We start from the raw sequence: 20,852 nt of genomic DNA, 5'->3' as shown, positions 1-20,852 counted from the left end.
TTAACCGCACGGGTGTGGGCCCGTTTACCTTTCGTTGTTCTGCCCGGCAGACCGCCTTTAATCAGGTTTTCCTGGATACGCTGGTAGGTGGTCCACAGGTCGGAACTTTCATCCTGCCAGCGTCGCGCAGACAGAATCTGTGCTTCCGTCACCGGCTGGTGCTCTTCCCCAAAGCGGTACGTCAGGGCGGCTCTGGCAAACGCCTGCTGTGCCGGCGGAGGAAGTAGCAGTGACTGCATGGCATCCCGCTTCTCCTCCACCCGGTCAAATATCCCCAGCACCTCATAAGCCCCTTCAATGACTTTATCCACCACATTCCCCTTGTGCGGTACGCGAACCTCACCAAAGGTTTCGCCACAGACAAGTCCGTTCTGGCAGACAAAGCGAAACAGGCCCGGCAGCATCTGGTATGAGCTGGAGCCGTCGTGGCTGTTAAGCAGGATGATTTCGGGGACCTGTTTACCGGTGATTTGCCCCTCACGCCGCAGACGCAGCATGTGCTTTGTGTGGTCGCGTTTATTCAGGTCGCGAACGCGGGTCTGGCAGGCAAAGAACGGCTGGAAGCCTTCCCGCTGCAGATTATCAAGCAGTGTGATGGTCGGGATATACGTATAACGTTCTGAGCGTGATTCGTGCTTTTCTTCACTGAATACGCTGGGCACATAGTGTGCCAGTTCATCACGGGTCAGTGGGCGGTCGCGGCGTACGAGACTGGCCGCACCAAAACGGCTGGCTAAGCGCATGGTTAATACCTCTGATATCGGGTTAAAGGGCATAAAAGCAGAAAGGCCATGCTCCGGAAGGTGCATGGCCTGTGGGGGACTGTGTTCTGTTGAAAAATGAGCAGGACTTCGCCGCTCAGTGGCTCAGTGGCTGTGGTGACACAGGAATACCGTCGCTGATGAGATAGCGGTTCAGCATCTCTCCGGCCTGCGGGGCAAAATTCCAGTCCCGCCATATCAGCATGCCACGGCAGTCGCGGATGACCAGACGAAAATGGGGCCCTGGTCGTCTTCGACGGTGACGTTGAGATAGCGTGCGGCCATGGCTTCCGCCTGTCGGCGGGTGAAGGGGCCGGGTGGCAGCGACGCATTATCAGTGGTCTGCATATCTGATCCCTGATGAGAAACAAAAGAAAACGCCCCGCTCAAATGAGCAGGGCGTCGGCGGTGTGAAATACTGATGCAGTGGTCAGGGCTGGCGGGTGTGTGCTGCCTGAACCGGGATATGCGTCATGGACTGAGGTTCCTGTTGTCGTGAGCGTGAATGAATTCAGAAAAAAGGCGTTACCTGTCTTTATTACGGCAGGGCATATTTCGGCAGACAGCCGCTGTCCCCGAACGCGGGAAGGACCTTCCCCGCACCGTTAAGCGTAAACACGGCTGCCTTTACGCCCTCCCCGGACACAATGACCCGCTTACCGGTGCGCAGTTTATCCCATGCCCATGCCACGTTGTCTGAGCCCACATGTGACTCGCTGTCACTGACGCTGACAGGCTCCTCATCGTCAATTTTCATGTCCAGCGACTGGCCGTTATCCATCCTGACCTGATGACCGTTTGCGTCGGTGAAGGTCAGGGTGGCCGCTTGTGAGCCGGTGTCTTCGCAGGTCAGGTAAAGCTGTGACTGTCCTTTCCCCAGAATTACAAACTCAGACACGCCCTGACCCCAGCCGCTGGCCCAGGTATCACGGTTACCGAAGGCCTGTGACACTGCCGGAGTCAGAGCAGATATCAGAAGAGTGAAAAGCAGTATTTTCTTTTTCATAGTATTCCCTGAGGGTGATGGTTAAGACGATACGGGTCTCTCCTGAAGACATTGAGACGCGTTAAGAAAGAGGGCTGATAAGTGATACTGGCGATATCACTGGCTGACGGTGAATGTGCCCTGATCGGTGAACACCCGGGCCTCAACAAAATTGCAGGCTTTACCAAAATCCAAAGTGTGACCAAATTTCCAGAAGACACTCTCAGCGAAGGTCATTTTACGGGGTGTGAACGGTTTATCTGTGGGCCACCAGCCGTCCACGTTCCGGCCCCTGTAGGCTATTTTTCGGTGTGTCAGCATCGGACATTTTCCCCGGTTAACATCGATTTTCTTTATCAGAACGGTGTCGGTTTTTGCTGTCACGGTGACATAGACGCAGCCATAGCACTCAGGACCGGCATGGCTGACCTTCACTGTAACGGGCGTATCACTGGCGGCCAGGGAAGGAAGTGAGGTGAACAACAGACTGGTGGTTAGTATCATAAAAAACCTTTTCATTACTTTTCTCCGGACGAATGCGCTCCTGCGATTCATCGCATTGATTTTTAATCAGTAAATGGCTGAATACAGTATCCCTGAGGAATTCTATAACCGGATATTTACCAGGGATAATGAATAAAACCGATCGGGTCGATCGACAAAATCGATCGTGACAGGGCAAAATTATTTATCGAAACGGAAGACAGGCTAATCGATGTGGAAGTCAGCCAAAGAAGAAGGACCAGACGGTCCGGGCCGCTCGGGCCACGGTGTGTGTGACGGTCTGGAGCGCGTAACGTGCAGCCTGTGGCAACGGGGCCAGGTCGATGACTGCGTCAATCACTTCCACCACGGCATCGCCAAAGCTGTTGCGGGCGGTAGTGATAATGCCGGGGGTGTGGTACCCGCTTTGCAGGTGAGGCACCAGCGGGCTGCGGGCCTGCTTTGGGAGACGGGTAATCATCGCCTCCACCAGACGGGGAAGGTGGTACCGTCCCCTGACTGACACCGGAAGAATATTCGTCTCTGCTGTTCCCATCTGACGGGCGACGGCCTGGCGCTTCTGCGTAATATGCTCACTCTGTGATACTGAAGGCTGTGCCGACAGCCAGTTCCACTGTTCAGCCGGTTCGGTTTTATCCACCTGGTTGAGGACCCACAACACTGGTGGCAGCGGTCCGCTGTATTGTGCGAACACCCCCTGATAAAAATGCTCTTCCACCGAGAATGCCCTGTCATCGGCCTTCAGCACCCACAGCACCATATCGAGTTGTGGCATGAGTTCGCGGTACAGCTCACGGTATTCATCGTCGCGGCTGATACTCTCCCCCACACCGGGCAAATCCACCAGCGTCAGGTAATGACTGCCGAAGCGCAGGCGCACACGCTGAGGCTGCCGGGTGCAGGCTTCCACGGCATTCACCGCACAGACTTCACTCCGGAACAACGCATTACACAGCGAGGATTTACCGACGCCGGTCTTGCCCATGATGCCAATCACGGGTTCATACGCGACGAGGCGGCTGAGCTCCCGGAGAAGATGCTGCCGCAGAATACGGGGGTAGCGCCGCAGATGTCGGCGGATCAGGGCATAGCCCGAAGGATGTTTCATATAAGCCTCGGCATAATAAAAGGGCCATCACGGATGGATGGCCTGACTGAAGTAAACGGGAGGGAATTCACTGAGGTGATATATAACTGAAATAAATTATAAAATGGCTGATTTATCAATTAAACAGGATATCGACCAGGACTGAGTGCCCAGGATGATATGTTGATTCAGTTTATGGTACGCATAAAAGGAATTTTGTTGACTTTTTTGGCAATTCTTAAAAAATATTCCCTGTGAATGGCTGGTGTGTTTTTCAGTTTGTCATAACCACTCTTTTTTTTAGTCGCACTGATTTCTGCCTCCCTGTCAGCAAGACGTCGTCGGTGGGGTCTGTTGATGTTATCTTCCCTTTCTGTTCTTCTGACCAGACGGGAAAATAATGTACAGGGCTCATGGTTATTATATCCGGTTGCTGTGACATCAGGGAACGGGTTCAGTATATCGGATATGAAAAAAGTTATTCCTCCTGGCGTGGAAGAACTTTTTTGTTCATTGATGACTTCACGCTGGAAGTTGAGTAAGAAATTAAAGTCAAAACCAGAAACACCCACCAGGCATTCAATGTCTTCAGGGATGAAAGAGTACCAGACCTCAATGATTTCCCTGATAAAGTCATGACTGACAGCCCCGTCCTGAATAAAAAATAACACATGGGTGAAAGGCTCAAAATTCTCGTCCAGCATGCCCAGTCTTACATGTCCGGCTATCCGGCTGTACATTGTGCGATGTTTTATTTTACTCATCATCGAGGAAAAGGCCATGTTAATTATGGTTAAATCTTCGGTGATGTGCTGAAGGAGTCCGTCCGTTTTTTCGTTGAGGTGAAAGCTGATTGGGATTATTGTGATTTTTCCGGATGTTTTATTTTTTATTTTGTCATATTCAGCCTGGATTTTAAGTAACACATCTTCTTTATGAATGAGATTTTTCTTCAGTTCTTCTTTATATTCCGGGGTTGCTTCGTAATGAAGTTTCAAATATTTATGCGTTCCCGCGAGAGAACGGAATGAGCCAGGGCGTAATGAATTCTCATATTTAAGAATGTCCGACAAAAGATTGCATGCGTAGCCGTCTGTTACCTGTGTTTTTCTTTTTTTAGTGGAAATTTCATCAGGCGGTATTTTTTCACATTCTGCATCATTAAAATTGATGAAACTGTATATGTCAGCCAGGTCCGCGTAACGTATGGGTTCCGATGGATACGTGGCATCTATCTCCCTTAGTTTCAGAAAGTTCACTTCATAAAAATCATTGAGTCCGTCTTTTCTCATGTTCTTCTTCCAGGTAACAGTTCTGTTTTTATACCTCTGAATTGTATCGTATAAAGCTCTGAATTAAGAAGTATGAGATCACAAATGTGACATAGTAAAACACAGCCTTTTCAATGTTATTCAGAGCTTATGATTGTTTGTTAATTCATTGTATTAATTGGGTTATAAGTCATAGACTTTCATTTTTTTTGCATTCGTTTTTTTTGGTTGTTTCGGATTGTTATGACATGATTTTAAGGTGAAAACGATTCTGACTGTCTTTTCAGGCGACTGAGGGTGTTCCGTTACTGCCGGTCAGCGTCTTACTGGGAGACTGTTTTTCCGACTGCGTTTACCTGGTCAGGGAGTATCTTATCCTGTCTGCAGTTGCAGAGCATTCTGTGGTCTGATGGTTATCTCCGGGAAGAATGCTGTTTTCCCCTCGAAAATAAATACGTTAGCCCGTCGCGAACTTGCTTTTTTCATGTATTTCCGGCCGCTCATGAAATATTTTTCCGGAGTAACCAAAAATTACTCTCTTACCTCTACATTTTTTCTGTGCCTGAAAACACCGGGGACGTAATCAGGAAGAAAAACCCGTACCGGCATAAATAACGGCAAAATACTATTGCAGTAAATATTACCGTGGCAGGGTGACCCGTTCCGGGAGTCAAACAGTATGCGTATACAAATCTTTCATGAGCACATGCCTGTACAGGTATCAAGTCGGGGAAGACAGAAATGGTGGCTAATATCATTAGAACACCATGGCGTGAATAACTTAAACCTGCGTGGTGAGTGTATTCTCTGGAGGTTACTGATTGTGTGAAAAGAAACATTAAGGTTATTAATGTTATTTTATAAAGAAGTGTTATTTGTCCACTTACTTACACCTTTGTATCCAGGAATACTGACTCTTCAGTAAGTACAACATTTCTTCGTCTACCGGATGATGATTTCTTTTCAGACATCCCGGTACGTTCAATGATTACTAACATCATTGTTTATTCTTTGCCGTAAATCATAATGATTGTCAGACTTTCCTGTGTGATGAACATCCATTCCATTGCACGATAAGAAATTACTGTTACAGCACGTGTGAAAAATGATACTCAAGAAACATACTTTAATGGCTGAAATCCTGAATCGGTATTCTGCATAAAAAATTAATCTCTCCCGTAATCTCATGACCAATAACTGTTATGGGATATTTATCATGGAATACGTAATCAACTCAAACCACAAACCAGACTATTCTCTTCAGTCAGTATTATTTAACCATCAGGACCGGTTATTTGACTGTCATTCGAAATTACTCATGCTTCGGGTGGATTTCGCGTACAGGAAAAACTCTGATTCATACGCGTATGGTGATATTCATCAACTGGCGGCTGAGATGACATGGCTGACTGAACAATGCGCAGAGATATCTGGTCTGGTGGGATATTCCTGGGTAATGGAATATGGGGAAGACCACCGTTACCACATTCATGCTGCGTTTTATATCAATGGTCAGAGCCACCGGAAGGTCTGGTGTTTCTGGGAAGCCATCCAGTCACGATGGGAGGAAATTACGTATGGTGATGGCTATGCGCACCGGTGTGAGCCTAAAGGACATTACCGGGTGCAAGGTGAACGAGTAATCAACTTTTCAGATCGCAGAGGAAGGGAGGGTATGCAGTACATCCTGAGCTATCTGGGTAAACAGTCGCAACGTACAGAGCGGCGGATTTACAGAGTCAGCGCAGTCCCTGCTCCGGCAGTCAGTGGCAGGCGGCGTAAGCGGAGCTGAACCCGACGATAAAAAAATACGTCGGACCGTCATCGTTTGAAGAAGTCTGCACCATTCGAATATCTGACTTCTTCTCCCTTACCATCAACGGAGAACAAACGATGACCACACCAGCCAACCTTCTTACCGATAAGTTTGTCGATATGGCATTCATTACACAGCTCACCGGTTTAACAGACAAATGGTTCTACAAGCTTATTCAGCTCGGCGAATTCCCAAAGCCCATTAAGCTGGGCAGAAGCTCCCGCTGGCTTGAAAGCGAAGTGGAAGCCTGGCTACAGCAACGCATTGCTGAGTCACGGGGTTGAACACTCATGCCGAAGAAACATAACCGTAAGACATGACAGGCACCGGTACGCTGGATTTGCCTGCAGTACCATCGACAATACAGTGGTGAGCGCATGTGTCCGTTCTGTTACAGCACGGTCAATGTTATAGCCGCCACCGCTAGCTGAGTCATCCCCCTCAGCATCACCCACTCATACACTTAAATCTATACCCCGCCTGATACCCAGCATGACGGTGCCCATACCGGGACGGCATATACCTGCGTGTCATATGGCGGAGAGGGCTATTACTATGTATCCAAAATCATTTCTTGCCCTCAATAATGCTGGTCGCCAGAACCGCACTACGCTTTCCTGACGAACGTTACACCTGCCATCACTGCGGCAGTGTCCTGGTGCTGAATTCTGAGTCTGAATGCCCGTGGTTTGCTCATACCGATGAACTGTCAGACCTCCGGTATGCATTATGTTCTGAAGCACAGTTGAATTACGCTGATTTTTTACCCGGTTTAACGCGCCACCACCACTTCGCTGTAGTCAGTTTTATACAGCCGAAAATACCGGATCACGGATCAAGGTAATATCCAGCAATTCTGACTGACAATTGCCTTCAGCACATCTGACGCCTGTCTGTTGTAGCATTACTTTTTTGCCATTTCAGCGGGACGAAAAAACATATTAGCCTTGGTTACCATATGCACAAAATTAATAATGTTATTTACAAAATCTTACTCATCCCTTATTTTCTCGTTCAGTTTTCATACATACCTCCCTTAAGGATAAGCAATGGGCAGGAAGCCAGTACGCGGATTTTCCGTCGTCACGCGCCTCTTCTGTATCTCCATTCTGGCGGTAGCGTGCGTGCGTGCCGCAGCGGCACCGCTCTCTCCGGCTGACCGCGATACCATTCAACAGCAGCAACAACAGTTGCTTGAGCAGAACCAGCGTCAGCGTGATGAACTGGAGCGCAGCACGCCGCTACCCCGCTCATCTGCGCCTGTCGTGCCCCCGACCACAGAAGGCCCGTGCTTTACCATCTCCCGTATTGAAGTGCGCGGTGCCACTCTGCTCTCTCCACGCGACGCCGACACAATTGCCGCACCCTGGCTGAATCAGTGCCTGGATATGACCCGGCTGACGCAGGCCACTAACGCTGTCTCCGACTGGTATATCAGCCAGGGATACATCACCAGTCGCGCTTTTCTGACCGAACAGGACCTCTCCTCCGGCGTGCTGACCCTCACGGTGCTGGAAGGCCGGTTACAGCAAATCCGTCTGGAAGGTGTACCGCAGCGGACGCTCGCCATGACGTTTCCCGGGCTGGAAGGAAAAATCCTTAACCTGCGCGACATTGAACAGGGTATGGAGCAATTAAACCGCGTGCGGCAGGTTCCGATGGAAATTGAAATTCAGCCTGGAGACAAACAGGGCTGGTCAATTGTCAATCTCACCGCCGCCCCGGAATTTCCGCTTATCGGTTCGGTAAGTTTCGACAACAGCGGGCAGAAAAGCACAGGGACCGGCCAGTTCAGCGGTGCACTGACCGGCAATAACCTGCTTGGGCTGGCGGATAAATGGTTCGTCAGCGGCGGGCGCAGCAGCGATTTTTCGGCTTCGCATGATGCGCAGAATTTTGCCGCGGGTGTCAGTGTGCCGTATGGCTACGGTCTGCTTGATTACAGCTACAGCTGGAGCAATTACCTCAACACCATTGATAACTATGGCTGGCCGTGGCGCTCAACCGGCGACAGCGAAACGCACCGGCTTACCGGCTCATGGATGATGTTTCGCAACGGCGATATCAAAACCGGTCTTACAACCGGGATCACCCACCGCATCAGTCGTAATTATCTGGATGACGTGCTGCTGGATTCCAGCAGTCGCAAGCTCTCCAGTGTGATGTTCGGTATAAATCACACGCAAAAAATGTTCGGCGGTGTGGCGACCCTCAACCCGTCTTTTACCCACGGCGTGCCGTGGCTGGGTGCGGAAGACGATCACGATAAACATGGCGATGTGCCGAAAGCGGAGTTCCGCAAATGGAGCCTCAACGGCAGCTTCCAGCGCCCCGTCGCGGCCGATCTCTGGTGGCTCAGCGGCGTCTATTTTCAGTGGTCACCGGACCGGCTATTCGGAGCCGAACAGCTCACTCTTGGTGGAGAAAGCTCTGTCCGCGGTTTTAAAGAACAGTATCTCTCCGGCAACAATGGCGGTTATCTGCGTAATGAGCTGAATTACTCGCTGTTTACCCTGCCGTGGATGGGGCAAATCAGCGTGATGGCGGCGCTGGATGGCGGCTGGCTGAAACACGACGACCAGGAGTACGCCAGCGGCACGCTGTGGGGCGCGGCAGTCGGGCTGACCAGCGCCAATCACTGGTTTTCAACACAGTTTACCGTGGGAACCCCCGTGAAATACCCGGACTGGCTGGCACCGGATCATCTCATTATTTATTACCGCGTGGCGGTGGCGTTTTAAGGGACAAAAACGATGGATAACAATCAGACTCGTTTTTCTCAGCGTGTACTGAGCTGGCTGCTGAGTACCCTGCTGGCAACGCAACCGCTGCTGCCCGCAGTGGCTGAGACCATTACCCCCACCGGTAACACGACGATGGACAAGGCCGGAAACGGTGTACCGGTGGTGAATATTGCCACGCCCAACGGAGCGGGGATATCCCATAACAAATACGGTGAGTATAACGTCGGCAAAGAGGGGTTAATCCTTAACAACGCCACCGGTAAGCTGAACCAGACGCAACTGGGTGGGCTCATTCAGAGTAACCCGAACCTGAAAGCCGGGCAGGAAGCGAAAGGCATTATCAACGAAGTCACCGGCGCTAACCGTTCACAGCTTCAGGGTTATACCGAAGTGGCAGGCAAAGCGGCGAACGTGATGGTTGCCAACCCTTACGGCATTACCTGCAATGGCTGCGGTTTTATCAACACGCCTCAGGCGACACTCACCACGGGTAAACCGGTGATGAACGCCGACGGCAGTCTGCAGGCGCTGGAGGTCACGAAAGGCAGCATTACCATCAATGGCGCTGGTCTGGACGGCAGCCACTCAGATGCCGTATCCATTATTGCCCGTGCAACGGAAGTGAACGCCGCGCTGCACGCGAAAGACCTGACGGTCATCAGCGGGGCTAACCGCGTCACAGCGGGCGGCCGCGTCAGCGCGCTGAACGGTGAAGGGGATGTGCCGAAAGTCGCCATTGATACCGGCGCACTCGGCGGGATGTACGCCAACCGTATCCGCCTGACCTCCACCGAAAGTGGTGTCGGGGTGAACCTCGGCAACCTCAATGCCCGCAGCGGTGATATTACGCTGAACAGCGCCGGTAAGCTGGTCCTGAAAGACAGCCTTGCCAGCGGCAACACAGCGGTCAGCGGGACGGAGGTCATACTGTCCGGGGATAACAAAGCCGGTGGCAATCTTAACGTTACCGGGACAACCGCGCTGACGCTGAATCAGTCCCGTCTGGTGGCGGATAAAAATCTGGCGTTGTCCTCGTCCGGGCAGATTATCCAGAATGGCGGGGAACTGACCGCCGGACAGAATGCCACGCTCAGCGCACAGCGACTGAACCAGACCGCAGGGGCAGTGAATGTCGCCGGAAATGTCACCCTCACCAGCACGGATGACGCCACGCTGAAAGGCCGTACCGTTGCCGGGAAAACGCTTACCGTCAGCACCGGCAGCCTGAACAACAGCGGCACGCTCGCAGCCGGGACAGATGCTGCAGTGAATACCGGTGCGTTGATGAACAGTGGCACCGTCCAGGGTAACAGTCTGAAGGTCACAGCCGCCGACCTGACCAGCACCGGCAATCTCAAAAGTGCCTCAGCGCTGAATATCAACGCCCGTGACATTGTGCTGTCCGGCGAGACCGTTGCGGATGGTACTGTGACCGTGAAAGGCAACGGTCTGACAACCACCTCCACCGCACAGACTCAGGGCAACAGCATCAGCGTGGAGGTACAGAACGCACAGCTTGACGGGATACAGGCCGCGAGAGATGGCTTCACGCTGAAGGCCAGTGACGGTCTGATTCACGGCGGAAAATCGTCCGCCTCCGTGCTTAACACGGAAAGCGGCAGCCTCAGCAACAGCGGCACGCTGACCGCTTCCGCGCTTGCGCTCAACAGCACCACGGTTATCAACAGCGGCCTGCTCCACGGTGAACGGACGCTCACGTTGTTCTCCCGTCTGCTGGATAACCGGGAGAACGGCGTGGCGTACAGCCCGGCCGCGCTCTCCCTTTCAATACCTGAACTGAAAAACGCCGGGATTATCACCAGTGATGCGGCACTTTCGCTGTCAGGCTCTCAACTGACCAACAGTGGAGAGGTAAGTGGTACTTCACTCTCTCTCGATTACGGCACGCTGAACAACGGTGCAGGCGGTCTGCTGCTGGCACAGGGTACAAACCGCATCACAGCGCAGTCACTGTCGAATGCAGGCAGCATCGCAGGTAACACGCTGATGCTGAATGCAGACCGTCTCACCAGTTCTGGCCTGTTACAGGGTGATACCACCCTGTCGCTGGCTGGCGGAATACTGGATTTACTGGCAGGCTCCCGCACACTCACGGGCGGAGATCTCACACTTTCAGGCACCACGCTGATCACTGCAGGGCAGACACAGGGGCAGAACGTCAGCGTTAATGTCCGTGACTGGCAAAACAGCGGCAGCGGGCTTGCAACCGGCAACCTTACCGCTTCGGCAGCCGGGATGCTCAGCAATACCGGCGATCTGATGAGTCAGGGCGACATCGCGCTGAATGCAGCCACAACAGACAACCGGGGCAGCCTGCTTTCGGCAGGCGACCTTTCCCTTTCGGGTCATTCTCTGGATAACCGCGGTACTGTCCAGGGTAACCATGTGACAGTTCGCCAGGACAGTATCACCAACAGCGGAACGCTCACCGGGGTCGCCGCACTCACGCTGGCCTCACGCCTGGAGATGGCGGCACCGTTGCTGACGCTGACAAACAGCAGGGGTGGAAAGTTACTCACGACCGGTGATCTGAACATCACCGCAGGCAGCACCAGTAACGCGGGCCAGTGGCAGGGATGGCGGATACTGATTAACGCCGGAACACTGACTAACAGCGGTGCAATTCAGGCATCAGAGCGGCTGGATGCGCAAATCAGCAACAGCCTCACCGTCCTGTCCGGCAGTAAAATCACCTCAAACGGAGAGCTGGCGTTATCGGCACTGACGCTGAGTAACAGTGGACAGTGGATAGCGCAAAACCTGACGCTGGATGCGGATTCGCTGACCAACAGCGGTGAGATAACCGGCGTGGATACGCTGGCGGTCACCCTGAACCAGACGCTGAACAACCAGGCCAGCGGTAAACTGCTGAGTGCCGGTCATCTGACGCTCAACGCGAGCGATATCACGAACGGCGGGCAGCTCCAGGGCCAGACGACCTCTGTCACCACGGGGCAACTGACCAACAGCGGACGGCTTCATGGGGAAGCGTTGACGCTGGCGGTCTCCGGAGAACTGAACAACAGTTCTGGTGGTGTGTTACTGAGCCAGAATGCACTGAATGTCACCGCAGCGACGCTGAACAACCAGGGCACGATACAGGGCGGTGGCGAGTCTTCCGTGAAGGCCACCACCCGCCTGCAGAACGACGGCAAAATCCTCTCCAGCAGTAAACTCACGCTGACTGCACCGGAACTGGCGAACAACAGCAGCGGACTGGTACAGGCCGTCACGCTGTTGCTGGATGTGGTGAACGCCGTCAATGGCGGACGCGTACTCGCGACCGGCAGTGCTGAACTGAAAGGCACATTGCTTAATAACAGTGGCACGCTTCAGGGCGCGGATCTGCTGATGAATTACAGGAACACGACCAACAGCGGCACGGTGCTCGGGACAACCGCCCTCACCGTTAAGGGAGACTCGCTGGCGCAGACCGACGCCGGTCGTCTGTACAGCGCAGGCAATCTGTTGCTCGACGTGCGGGACTTCAGCGGTCGTGGTCAGGTGGTGGCGCTCGGTGATACGACACTGAAACTGATTACAGCACTCGCTAACACCGGCACGCTGGCGGCAGGAAGAACGCTTTCCGTCACCTCACAGAACGCCGTCACGAATAACGGTGTGATGCAGGGGAATGCAATTACGCTCAGTGCCGGTGGCGCATTTACCAATAACAAAACGCTCACCACGGGTAGTGGCAGCAGTACCTTCAGTGCGCAGAACATCCTGCTGAATGCCTCCGGTTCGCTCCAGGCGGGCGGCGATGTCAGTCTGACAAGCCGGGGCAATATCACTGTAAACGGTTTTACTGGTACTGCAGGCAGTCTGACGATGAGTGCCACAGGGACGCTGCTCAATACTGCGCTGATTTACGCGGGTAACAACCTGAAGCTGTTTGCTGACCGCATTCATAACACGTATGGCGATATCCTGGCCGGAAACAGCCTGTGGATGCAGAAGAATGCCTCCGGTGCTGCGAATACCGAAATCATCAACCGTTCGGGCACCATAGAGACCACTCGCGGTGATATCACCATTCATACCGGGCATTTACTGAATGAGGCCGATGGTCTGACCATCAGTCAGTCTGAACGGGATTACCCGGATGCCATTCCTGCTGCAGACGAATATTACTTCGCTTATGACCTTAATGGCAGACGTTCGGATTTTGTGATTAGTCTCGCGGAATGGACTGACAATCCGGAAAATATTGTCTGGAGCTACTGGGGGGAAACCTGCGCGGGTAACAGTCAGCTTTGCCATGACAATTATAAGCACCGTCTTCTGGGTAACGATGTCCGTCGTTACGTTCTGAGTGAATCCGTAGTTTCAGTCTCTGCCACAGGAACCACTGCCCGAATTGCATCCGGGCGGGATATCACCATTAATGCCGGTACGCTGGATAACCGTGCCAGCCATATTCTTGCGGGTCGTAATGCCATCCTGGAGGGAGGCACCCTGAACAACCTGTCAGCTGAGGGGGGGCGGCGCACCACGTATGTGCAGGCGGAATACCGCTGTGAGTGGTTTTACTCTTCCGGCTGTGATGTCGTACCCGTACGTTATGATGGTTATAAGAAATATGGGGTATGGTACTCGCCAACGAACGTTAATGGTAACGTATATATTCCAGGAAGGGATCGCCTTGATTACCGATGGATCCCCTACGTTCTTGGTGAGCGGACAACCGAATTTGTCGCCGATAGCGGTGTATACCGCTCGGTTATCAGTGCTGGCGGTAATGTCAGTGCGAACTTCACCAGCAATATCAGTAATACCTCCGCCACTGCAAACGCAGGTGGATTCAGCAACACCATTAATGCACCGACGCTGAATACGCTCACTCCGAAGACACCTGGCAGTGGTCTGAATAGTGAGTCATTAACGACGGGTGGTAGTGCAGGTATCAGTGCCCCTGACTGGCCGGGCAATATCACTGACGACCTGAAAGAGATCGCTGGTGGTTCGTCACTTTCCGGTCAGAACGGCAGCGGCGGCAACTATCCCCTGCCCTCAGGCAACAACGGTTATTTCGTGCCCTCCTCCGATCCCGACAGCCCGTATCTGATTACGGTGAACCCGAAGCTCGATGGCCTCGGGAATTTGGACAACAGCCTGTTTGACGGGTTGTATGGACTTCTCGGGATAAACCCCGGTCAGGCACCGCATGCGGATGCGCGCTGGAGTGATGAAAAACAGTTCCTCGGCTCATCGTATTTCCTTGATCGCCTGGGCCTGAAACCGGAGAAAGACTACCGCTTCCTCGGGGATGCAGCCTTTGATACCCGGTACGTGTCAGATGCGACGCTGAACCTGACCGGTTCACGTTATATCAACGGCCTCGGCTCTGACCTCGAACAAATGCAGTACCTGATGGACAGTGCCGCCAGCCAGCAGAAAAATCTCGGACTACAGTTCGGCGTGGCGCTGACCGCTGAGCAGGTGGCACAACTCACGGGCAGTATTCTGTGGTGGGAATCCGCGACCATCAATGGTCAGACCGTGATGGTGCCAAAGCTGTACCTTTCCCCGAAAGATATCACCCTTCATAACGGCAGCGTTATCAGCGGGAACAACGTGCAGCTTGCGGGCGGCAATATCACCAACAGCGCAGGCAGCATCACTGCACAGAACGGTCTATCGCTCGACAGTGCCAGCAGTATCGACAACCTGAATGCGGGGCTGATAAGTGCGGGCGGCAGCCTGGACCTGAGCGCCATCGGGGATATCAACAACACTGGCTCGGCCATCAGTGGTAAAACCGTTTCACTGGAAAGCGTGGCTGGCAGTATCAATAATGTGACCCGCTCACAACAGTGGAATGTGAATGCCGGACGAACCCACCTCAGTGGTACTGATACCGGCCCTGTAGCGACGATTACCGCGTCAGACTCGCTGTCACTGGATGCCAGAAAGGATATCAGCATTGCCGGAGCGGAAATCACCGCCGGTGGTTCACTCGGTATGTCTGCGGGTAATGATATTAATATTGCCGCAAACCCGTTAAGCGAAAGCGACAGCCGCCACGGGGGGCGGTATGAAGCCAGCAACAGCCGCACCACACTGCAGGGCAGTTCGGTCAGTGCGGGCGGAAACCTGCTGATGGTGGCAGACAATAACCTGAATGTAACCGCTTCTTCGGTCTCTGCAGCTGAAAGCGCTCTGCTCTCTGCGGGTAACAACCTTAACCTGAACGCGGCACGTGAAGGTGAGTCCCATCGTAACGGTGGCACTGAAAACCACGAAAGCCATGCAGTGGTCGCCACCGTCACAGCCGGAGATAACCTCACCCTTGCCGCCGGTCGGGATATCACAAGCCAGGCCGCCGGTATTGCAGCCGAAAACAACGTTGCCATCCAGGCCGGACGTGACGTGAACCTGATGGCGGAGTCGGTCAGTGCCGGCGACAGCTATACGTCGAAGAAAAAGAAAGAGATTAACGAATCCGTTCGCCAGCAGGGAACGGAAATTACGTCCGGCGGAAACACCACCATCGTGGCCGGACGCGACGTGACCGCGCAGGCGGCTGACGTGTATGCCTCCGGAAACACGGCCGTGGTGGCCGGACGGGATATCACCCTCACCACCGCCACTGAAAGCGACTATGAGTACCGGGAGAAGAAGAAAACCTCCGGTGGCATGTTCAGTAAAAAGACCACCCACACCATCCATGAGGAAAACCACACCCGTGAGAACGGCACACAGCTTTCAGGGGAAAACGTGGTACTCAGGGCGGGCAATGACCTGACGATACAGGGTTCATCCGTTGCCGCTGAACGCGATGTGGCACTGAAGGCCGGGAATAACGTGACGGTGGAAGCTGCCACCAACACCGATACGTATTACGACATGAAGAAGACGAAGAAATCCGGCATCTTCTCCAGTGGTTCGGGTCTCGGTGTGACCATCGGTTCACAGTCGTCAAAAACCACCCGACAGGGGGCGGAGACCACCCAGAGTGATGCGCGCAGCATGGTGGGCACCTCCGGCGGTAACGTCATTATCAGTGCAGGAAATCAGGTGACACTGAGCGCCGCCGACGTGATTGCCGGACGGGCGAAGGACGACACGTCCCGTGCCACCGGGCATATCGATATCACTGGCAGTGACATTGCCATTATCCCCGGACGGGACACGGTCACCGAATTGGTGAAACAGGAGACAAAATCCTCCGGCGTCACCGTCAGCGTGAAAGCGCCGTTTGAGGACACGGTACGCAATGTGCGCGACACCGTGCGCGGGAAAGACAGCAGCGGTAACAGCACCGTTGATAAGGTGAAGTCACTGGGTGCGGAAGGTGCCGCCCTTGCCCTTGATGGTCCGGGGCAGATGGTCGCTGTCTCCGCTGGCAGCAGTAAATCGTCCTCTGAATCACACTACCAGGGTGAATTTAACAGCGGAAGCCAGCTTGCAGCAGCAGGCAATATCCAGATGACCGCCACCGGCAAACAGGGCGGTAACAGCGGCAATATACTGATTGCAGGCAGTCAGGTGAATGCCGGTGAAGCGGTGATACTGGATGCGAAGCGTGATGTGAACATCACCACTTCCACGGATACCGAAACATACAGCAACAGCAGTAAATCCAGTGGCTGGAACATCAGTTCAGAAATGCCGACCGCAGGCAGTGCCACCCGGGCCACCACCGGGGGCGGCAAACACGGCAGCCAACTTCTGCCGGGCGGGATGAGCCAGTCAGCAAATCACAGCAGCGGCACGCGCACCACGGAAAACGCATCCGTCATTCAGGGTTCGGATATTTACGTCAACAGCCGGGAAGGCAGCGTGAACATCAGCGGTAGTCATCTGACGGCCACAGAAGACCTGATGCTGTCAGCGGTAAAAGGCGACATTAACGTGACCGCCGGACGTGACACGTCTCACAATGAAAACAGCGGCAGCAGTAAAACCATCGGCACGCTGGGGGGAGACGGTTACAGCGCCACGGCAGGTTACAGCCGTGAGAAACACAGCAGCCGTGATGACGCGTCCACTGAAAGCGGGCAGCGCAGCCAGTTAACGAGCACAAACGGCAACATTATTGCCCAGGCCGGAGGCGACCTGTCCCTTTCCGGTACGGATGTCAGAGCCGGTAAATCGGTTTCACTCAGCGGTGAAAACGTGCTGTTTGACGTGAGCCGCGACACCCGTGACGGGGAAGCCCACAGCAGCAGTTCACAGTACGGGGTGACCGCCTCTGCCGGTGGCTGGGCCGTTGATGCGGCGAAGGCGGCTGAAACGGCTGCCCGCAGCGCGGAAAACGGCGACGATGCCCGACTCACTGCTATTAAGGCAGGTCAGGCGGGCACCACTGCCGCACAGGGCATGATGACGGACTCGGCTGTTGTGAAGGGCAAGGTTTCTGTTACGGCGGGCTCGTCCTCGCAGGACAGTTCATACCATGCCACGAATACGCAGGGCACCACCGTCAGCGCCGGTGAGAACGTCATCATTAACGCCCGCAACGATATCATCGGTCAGGGCGTACAGATTGGCGGGAAACAGGTGGTACTGGATGCGGGGCGGGATATTCTGCTGACCGCCTCACAGAACACGCACAACAGCCAGAGTAAAAACAGTGGCAGCCAGGTCAGCGCCGGCGTGGGCGTCAGCCTCATCGGTTCACAGAACGGTATCAGTATTGAGCTGGGGGTCTCACAGCAGAAAGGTAAGGAAAACAGCCAGTCACAGAGCAACAGTAACAGCGTTATCCGTGCGCAGGAGCAGCTGACCGTAAACAGTGGACGCGACACCACGCTGAAAGGGACAGCGCTGGCAGGCAACCATGTGGTGGTCAACACCGGGCGCGACCTGACCATCAGCAGCGTGCAGGATACGGCCTCTTACGACAGCAAGCAGTCCTCCTCCGGTGCGGGTCTGAGCCTGTGCATTCCTCCGCTATGCTATGGCGCGTCTTCCGGCAATGTCAGCACCTCGGGTGAAAACGTCGCTCAGAGTGGTAAGAGCGTCACTGACCAGAGCGGTATTTTCGCCGGAAAAGGCGGCTTTGATATCACGGTCGGAAACCACACCCAGCTTGATGGCGCGGTGATTGCCTCCACGGCAGACAGCGGCAAAAACAAACTGGATACGGGAACGCTTGGCTGGAGCGATATTCACAACGAGAGCAAAACCACCGGTGACAGCCACACCGTCGCAATTTCGGGCAGTATGGGCGGCAGCGGGAGCGGTGAAAACCGCAACGTGGCTCCGGCCATCGGTACCGGTCATGCGGAAGAGAGCAGCAGCGGCACCACGTCGTCTGCCATCAGTAACGGCACCCTCATCATCCGCGACAAGAATAACCAGAAACAGGATATTGCAGACCTGAGCCGTGACACCGACAACGCCCACCATGGCGTGGATGTAAACGGTGATGTGCAGAAGGTGAAGGATAACCTGGCGGTACAGAGTGAAGGTGCGGCGCTGGCGACCTCTGCACTGGACGTATATGGTAAGTATGCAGAGCAGAAGGCGAAGGAATCCAATGCCGCGCTGGAAGCGAAACTGACAGCGGAAGGTAAACTGAACGGCAGCATGACCGCCGGAGAGCGGGAAGCCACGCTGAAGGCGCACCCGGATTATCAGGGGACTGACTACGGTCCGGGGAGTGAGTTCTGGACGAAGGGCAGCGCGGCGGCAGGACTGCTGGCCGGTGCGCTTGGCGGTAATCTGAAGGCTGGCGCTGCTGCCGGAGCAGCTCCCCTGCTGGCTTCGCTGGTTAAGGATGTGAAAAACGACGCCGCCCGTGCGGCGCTGCATGGTATCGTGGCAGCGGCACTGACGCAACTGAGCGGTGGCAGTGGCTCAGATGGGCTTAAGGCGGGCGCGGCAGGGGCGGTCACTGCCTCGCTGACAGGTGAGCGTCTGGTGAAGGCGCTGTACGGCAAGGACAACGCCGGCGAACTGACGGCGGACGAAAAACGTCTGGTGAGCAGTCTGGTGACGATTGCAGGCAGTCTGGCTGGAGCGGCAGGTACAGATGGTGACCTGTCAATGGCCGCGATTGCGTCGAGCACAGCAAAAGTGGAAGTTGAGAATAACTATCTGAGCGTGTCTGAAAAGACAGAGCTTGAGATAGCGAAACAAAAACTCAGCAGTAACGACCCGGCCGAACGTGAAAAAGCACAGCAGACTATCAATGATCTACGTGAAAAAGATATTGCCAGTGATAAGGAAGTTATTGATGCGTGTGGAAATGGTAACGCGGGAAGCTCAGCGTGTGCTGGTGCAAGACTAAAAGCCATTGCGTCAAAAGAGGGGTATGAAGATGGCCCTTATAACTCGAAATATAGCCAACAGTATGCTGATGCGTATGGTCAGATAGTCAATCTCCTCGATATCACCAGTGTTGATGCACAGAATCAGCAGCAGGTGAAAGACGCCATGATTAACTATTTCATGGTCACTAAAGGGGTGGATCGTCATACCGCAGAAAGCTACACCGAAACGAAGCAGGGTCTGGAGATCATTGCTGCTTCGGTGACACCAATTTTGGGTTCTGCTGCGGCAAAACAATTAAGTAAAATCGTTGATGCTAATCTTAAGGTCGTGGCGAAAGGTAATGTTGATGGAGCTAAGTTCACTGATACTAATCAAACAGTAAGACCTTCACAGTTAGCAGACTTTAATAAACCGACCATAATCAATGATGTTGTGCAGGCCAAGATAGATAAGCGACCGGATAAAAACCTTCCCAATGGGAATATGGGAACAGCTCATGCAGAGATAGGTGTAATTCAGCAAGCTTATGAAAAAGGAATGACTAACGGCAAAGATATGCTTATGTCCGTAAGTGGGGAGAAAGTTTGCTCTTATTGTTTGAGTGACATAAAAATTATGGCTGAAAGGTCAGGGCTTAAGTCGTTAACATTATTTGAAGAGGCTACTGGCAGGACTTTATATTGGCAGTCAGGAACAAAGGGCTTCCGCGTAAAAGGAGCTAATGATGAATAGGTTGCTTCTTTCATGGTCGATATCACAAAAAGGTGGTACGAAGAAGCCTGATTGCTGGGAAGACATTGTTAACTTACTAGATAAAGTTCGCTTATTTAGTGGTTGTGTAACTGTCGACAAATTAGACAGCGAAGGTTATTTAATCTCAGAAGTACAAGTAAGAATGGAAAAAGGCTTTTATTTGATTACGTTTTTGAATGAAGATGATGAGGTTATGTCAATTACTGATTTAACACAGTCAGATGAAAAAGTGTTAATTCTCGGAGATTACTGGCCAGCAAGTCAGCTTACAAAAAACTTTGGTCTTGTTGTCAGGATCTTTAAGGAGTTCTTCGATACTGGTAACGTATCAACTGAACTTCTTAATTGAAATATAAATTCCAGACCTCAGCATCCTAAGTGGTGCTGTAGTTTGCTTATATGATGGTGGCGCGATAGACCTTGTGTCACGGCGGGGCGGTAGCGTCTGTGGCCTCAAAAACGCTTAACAGCGCAAAAAGTTGGCGGGCAGGAAGTACAGCAGGGAAAATAGGTTGTAACTCACGGAAATAACAGGGAAAAACTGTTATCGTCACAGCAACCTGCGTCGGAAATAGTTGTTGTTGAGAATAACTCGCTCAGCGCAACCCAGCAGAAAAGCCGTAGCGAAGAACTGGTTGCCTGTGGCAACAACAGTAGCTGTAAAGCCAGTGTTCGTGAGCAATATG

At 53.3% G+C, this 20,852-nt stretch carries 11 protein-coding genes and 1 pseudogene; 6 read left to right on the top strand and 6 right to left on the bottom strand.

Features of this window, described 5'->3' with window-relative positions; all coding sequences use genetic code 11:
- The 6 genes and pseudogenes from OGX91_RS04755 to OGX91_RS04730 all read right to left on the bottom strand — a co-directional run.
- On the bottom strand, window positions 1-743 hold a 743-nt coding region (locus OGX91_RS04755), incomplete at its 3' end, for a DUF932 domain-containing protein (protein WP_286625589.1).
- 115 nt (window positions 744-858) lie between these two features.
- Window positions 859-1,109 (bottom strand): annotated as a pseudogene (locus tag OGX91_RS04750) (DUF905 family protein).
- 190 nt (window positions 1,110-1,299) lie between these two features.
- Window positions 1,300-1,767, bottom strand: a complete 468-nt coding sequence (locus tag OGX91_RS04745) for a YfjT/YkfB family phage-associated protein (protein WP_000727137.1) — start codon at window positions 1,765-1,767, stop codon at window positions 1,300-1,302.
- Between the two features lie 96 nt (window positions 1,768-1,863).
- Window positions 1,864-2,265 carry a hypothetical protein gene (locus OGX91_RS04740; RefSeq protein ID WP_047660999.1) on the bottom strand — a complete coding sequence of 134 codons (402 nt, stop codon included), beginning with the start codon at window positions 2,263-2,265 and terminating at the stop codon, window positions 1,864-1,866.
- Window positions 2,266-2,470: 205 nt separating this feature from the next.
- Window positions 2,471-3,358 (bottom strand): GTPase family protein, encoded by an 888-nt coding sequence (locus OGX91_RS04735; RefSeq protein WP_286625102.1) that lies wholly within the window; start codon window positions 3,356-3,358, stop codon window positions 2,471-2,473.
- 167 nt (window positions 3,359-3,525) lie between these two features.
- Window positions 3,526-4,629, bottom strand: coding sequence for a hypothetical protein (locus tag OGX91_RS04730; RefSeq protein ID WP_181618544.1), 1,104 nt, complete (start codon window positions 4,627-4,629; stop codon window positions 3,526-3,528).
- Window positions 4,630-5,824: 1,195 nt separating this feature from the next.
- Between OGX91_RS04730 and OGX91_RS04725 the strand changes: the two genes are divergently transcribed.
- The 6 genes from OGX91_RS04725 (at window position 5,825) to OGX91_RS04705 (ending at window position 20,515) form a co-directional block, all read left to right on the top strand.
- Window positions 5,825-6,400: an inovirus-type Gp2 protein gene (locus tag OGX91_RS04725; protein ID WP_181618543.1), complete on the top strand. Its 576-nt coding sequence runs from the start codon at window positions 5,825-5,827 to the stop codon at window positions 6,398-6,400.
- Window positions 6,401-6,501: 101 nt separating this feature from the next.
- Complete coding sequence (locus tag OGX91_RS04720; protein ID WP_181618542.1) at window positions 6,502-6,708, top strand: helix-turn-helix transcriptional regulator; 207 nt, start codon at window positions 6,502-6,504, stop codon at window positions 6,706-6,708.
- Window positions 6,709-7,010: 302 nt separating this feature from the next.
- Window positions 7,011-7,268, top strand: coding sequence for a DUF7828 domain-containing protein (locus tag OGX91_RS24165; protein ID WP_502873340.1), 258 nt, complete (start codon window positions 7,011-7,013; stop codon window positions 7,266-7,268).
- 205 nt (window positions 7,269-7,473) lie between these two features.
- Complete coding sequence (locus OGX91_RS04715; RefSeq protein WP_181618541.1) at window positions 7,474-9,165, top strand: ShlB/FhaC/HecB family hemolysin secretion/activation protein; 1,692 nt, start codon at window positions 7,474-7,476, stop codon at window positions 9,163-9,165.
- A 12-nt stretch (window positions 9,166-9,177) separates the two neighbouring features.
- Window positions 9,178-20,145, top strand: a complete 10,968-nt coding sequence (locus OGX91_RS04710; protein ID WP_279277318.1) for a hemagglutinin repeat-containing protein — start codon at window positions 9,178-9,180, stop codon at window positions 20,143-20,145.
- Window positions 20,135-20,515: a DUF6911 family protein gene (locus OGX91_RS04705; RefSeq protein ID WP_286625583.1), complete on the top strand. Its 381-nt coding sequence runs from the start codon at window positions 20,135-20,137 to the stop codon at window positions 20,513-20,515. Before OGX91_RS04710 ends, OGX91_RS04705 begins: the two co-directional genes overlap by 11 nt.
- Window positions 20,516-20,852: the final 337 nt, after the last annotated feature.

The sequence above is a fragment of the Citrobacter sp. Cpa228 genome (genome assembly GCF_030333085.1).
Classification (GTDB): Bacteria; Pseudomonadota; Gammaproteobacteria; order Enterobacterales; family Enterobacteriaceae; genus Citrobacter; species Citrobacter pasteurii.
The sequence above is the reverse complement of the archived record's forward strand: the minus strand, read 5'-3'. Positions and strand labels throughout refer to the sequence as shown.

What these genes read in the sequence shown, in the direction of transcription:
- OGX91_RS04725 (WP_181618543.1), top strand. Translation starts at nt 5,825, where the DNA reads ATGGAATACGTAATCAACTCAAACCACAAACCAGACTATTCTCTTCAG.
- OGX91_RS24165 (WP_502873340.1), top strand. Translation starts at nt 7,011, where the DNA reads ATGCTGGTCGCCAGAACCGCACTACGCTTTCCTGACGAACGTTACACC.
- OGX91_RS04705 (WP_286625583.1), top strand. Translation starts at nt 20,135, where the DNA reads ATGATGAATAGGTTGCTTCTTTCATGGTCGATATCACAAAAAGGTGGT.
- OGX91_RS04735 (WP_286625102.1), bottom strand. Translation starts at nt 3,358, where the DNA reads ATGAAACATCCTTCGGGCTATGCCCTGATCCGCCGACATCTGCGGCGC.
- OGX91_RS04745 (WP_000727137.1), bottom strand. Translation starts at nt 1,767, where the DNA reads ATGAAAAAGAAAATACTGCTTTTCACTCTTCTGATATCTGCTCTGACT.
- OGX91_RS04720 (WP_181618542.1), top strand. Translation starts at nt 6,502, where the DNA reads ATGACCACACCAGCCAACCTTCTTACCGATAAGTTTGTCGATATGGCA.
- OGX91_RS04715 (WP_181618541.1), top strand. Translation starts at nt 7,474, where the DNA reads ATGGGCAGGAAGCCAGTACGCGGATTTTCCGTCGTCACGCGCCTCTTC.
- OGX91_RS04730 (WP_181618544.1), bottom strand. Translation starts at nt 4,629, where the DNA reads ATGAGAAAAGACGGACTCAATGATTTTTATGAAGTGAACTTTCTGAAA.
- OGX91_RS04740 (WP_047660999.1), bottom strand. Translation starts at nt 2,265, where the DNA reads ATGAAAAGGTTTTTTATGATACTAACCACCAGTCTGTTGTTCACCTCA.
- OGX91_RS04710 (WP_279277318.1), top strand. Translation starts at nt 9,178, where the DNA reads ATGGATAACAATCAGACTCGTTTTTCTCAGCGTGTACTGAGCTGGCTG.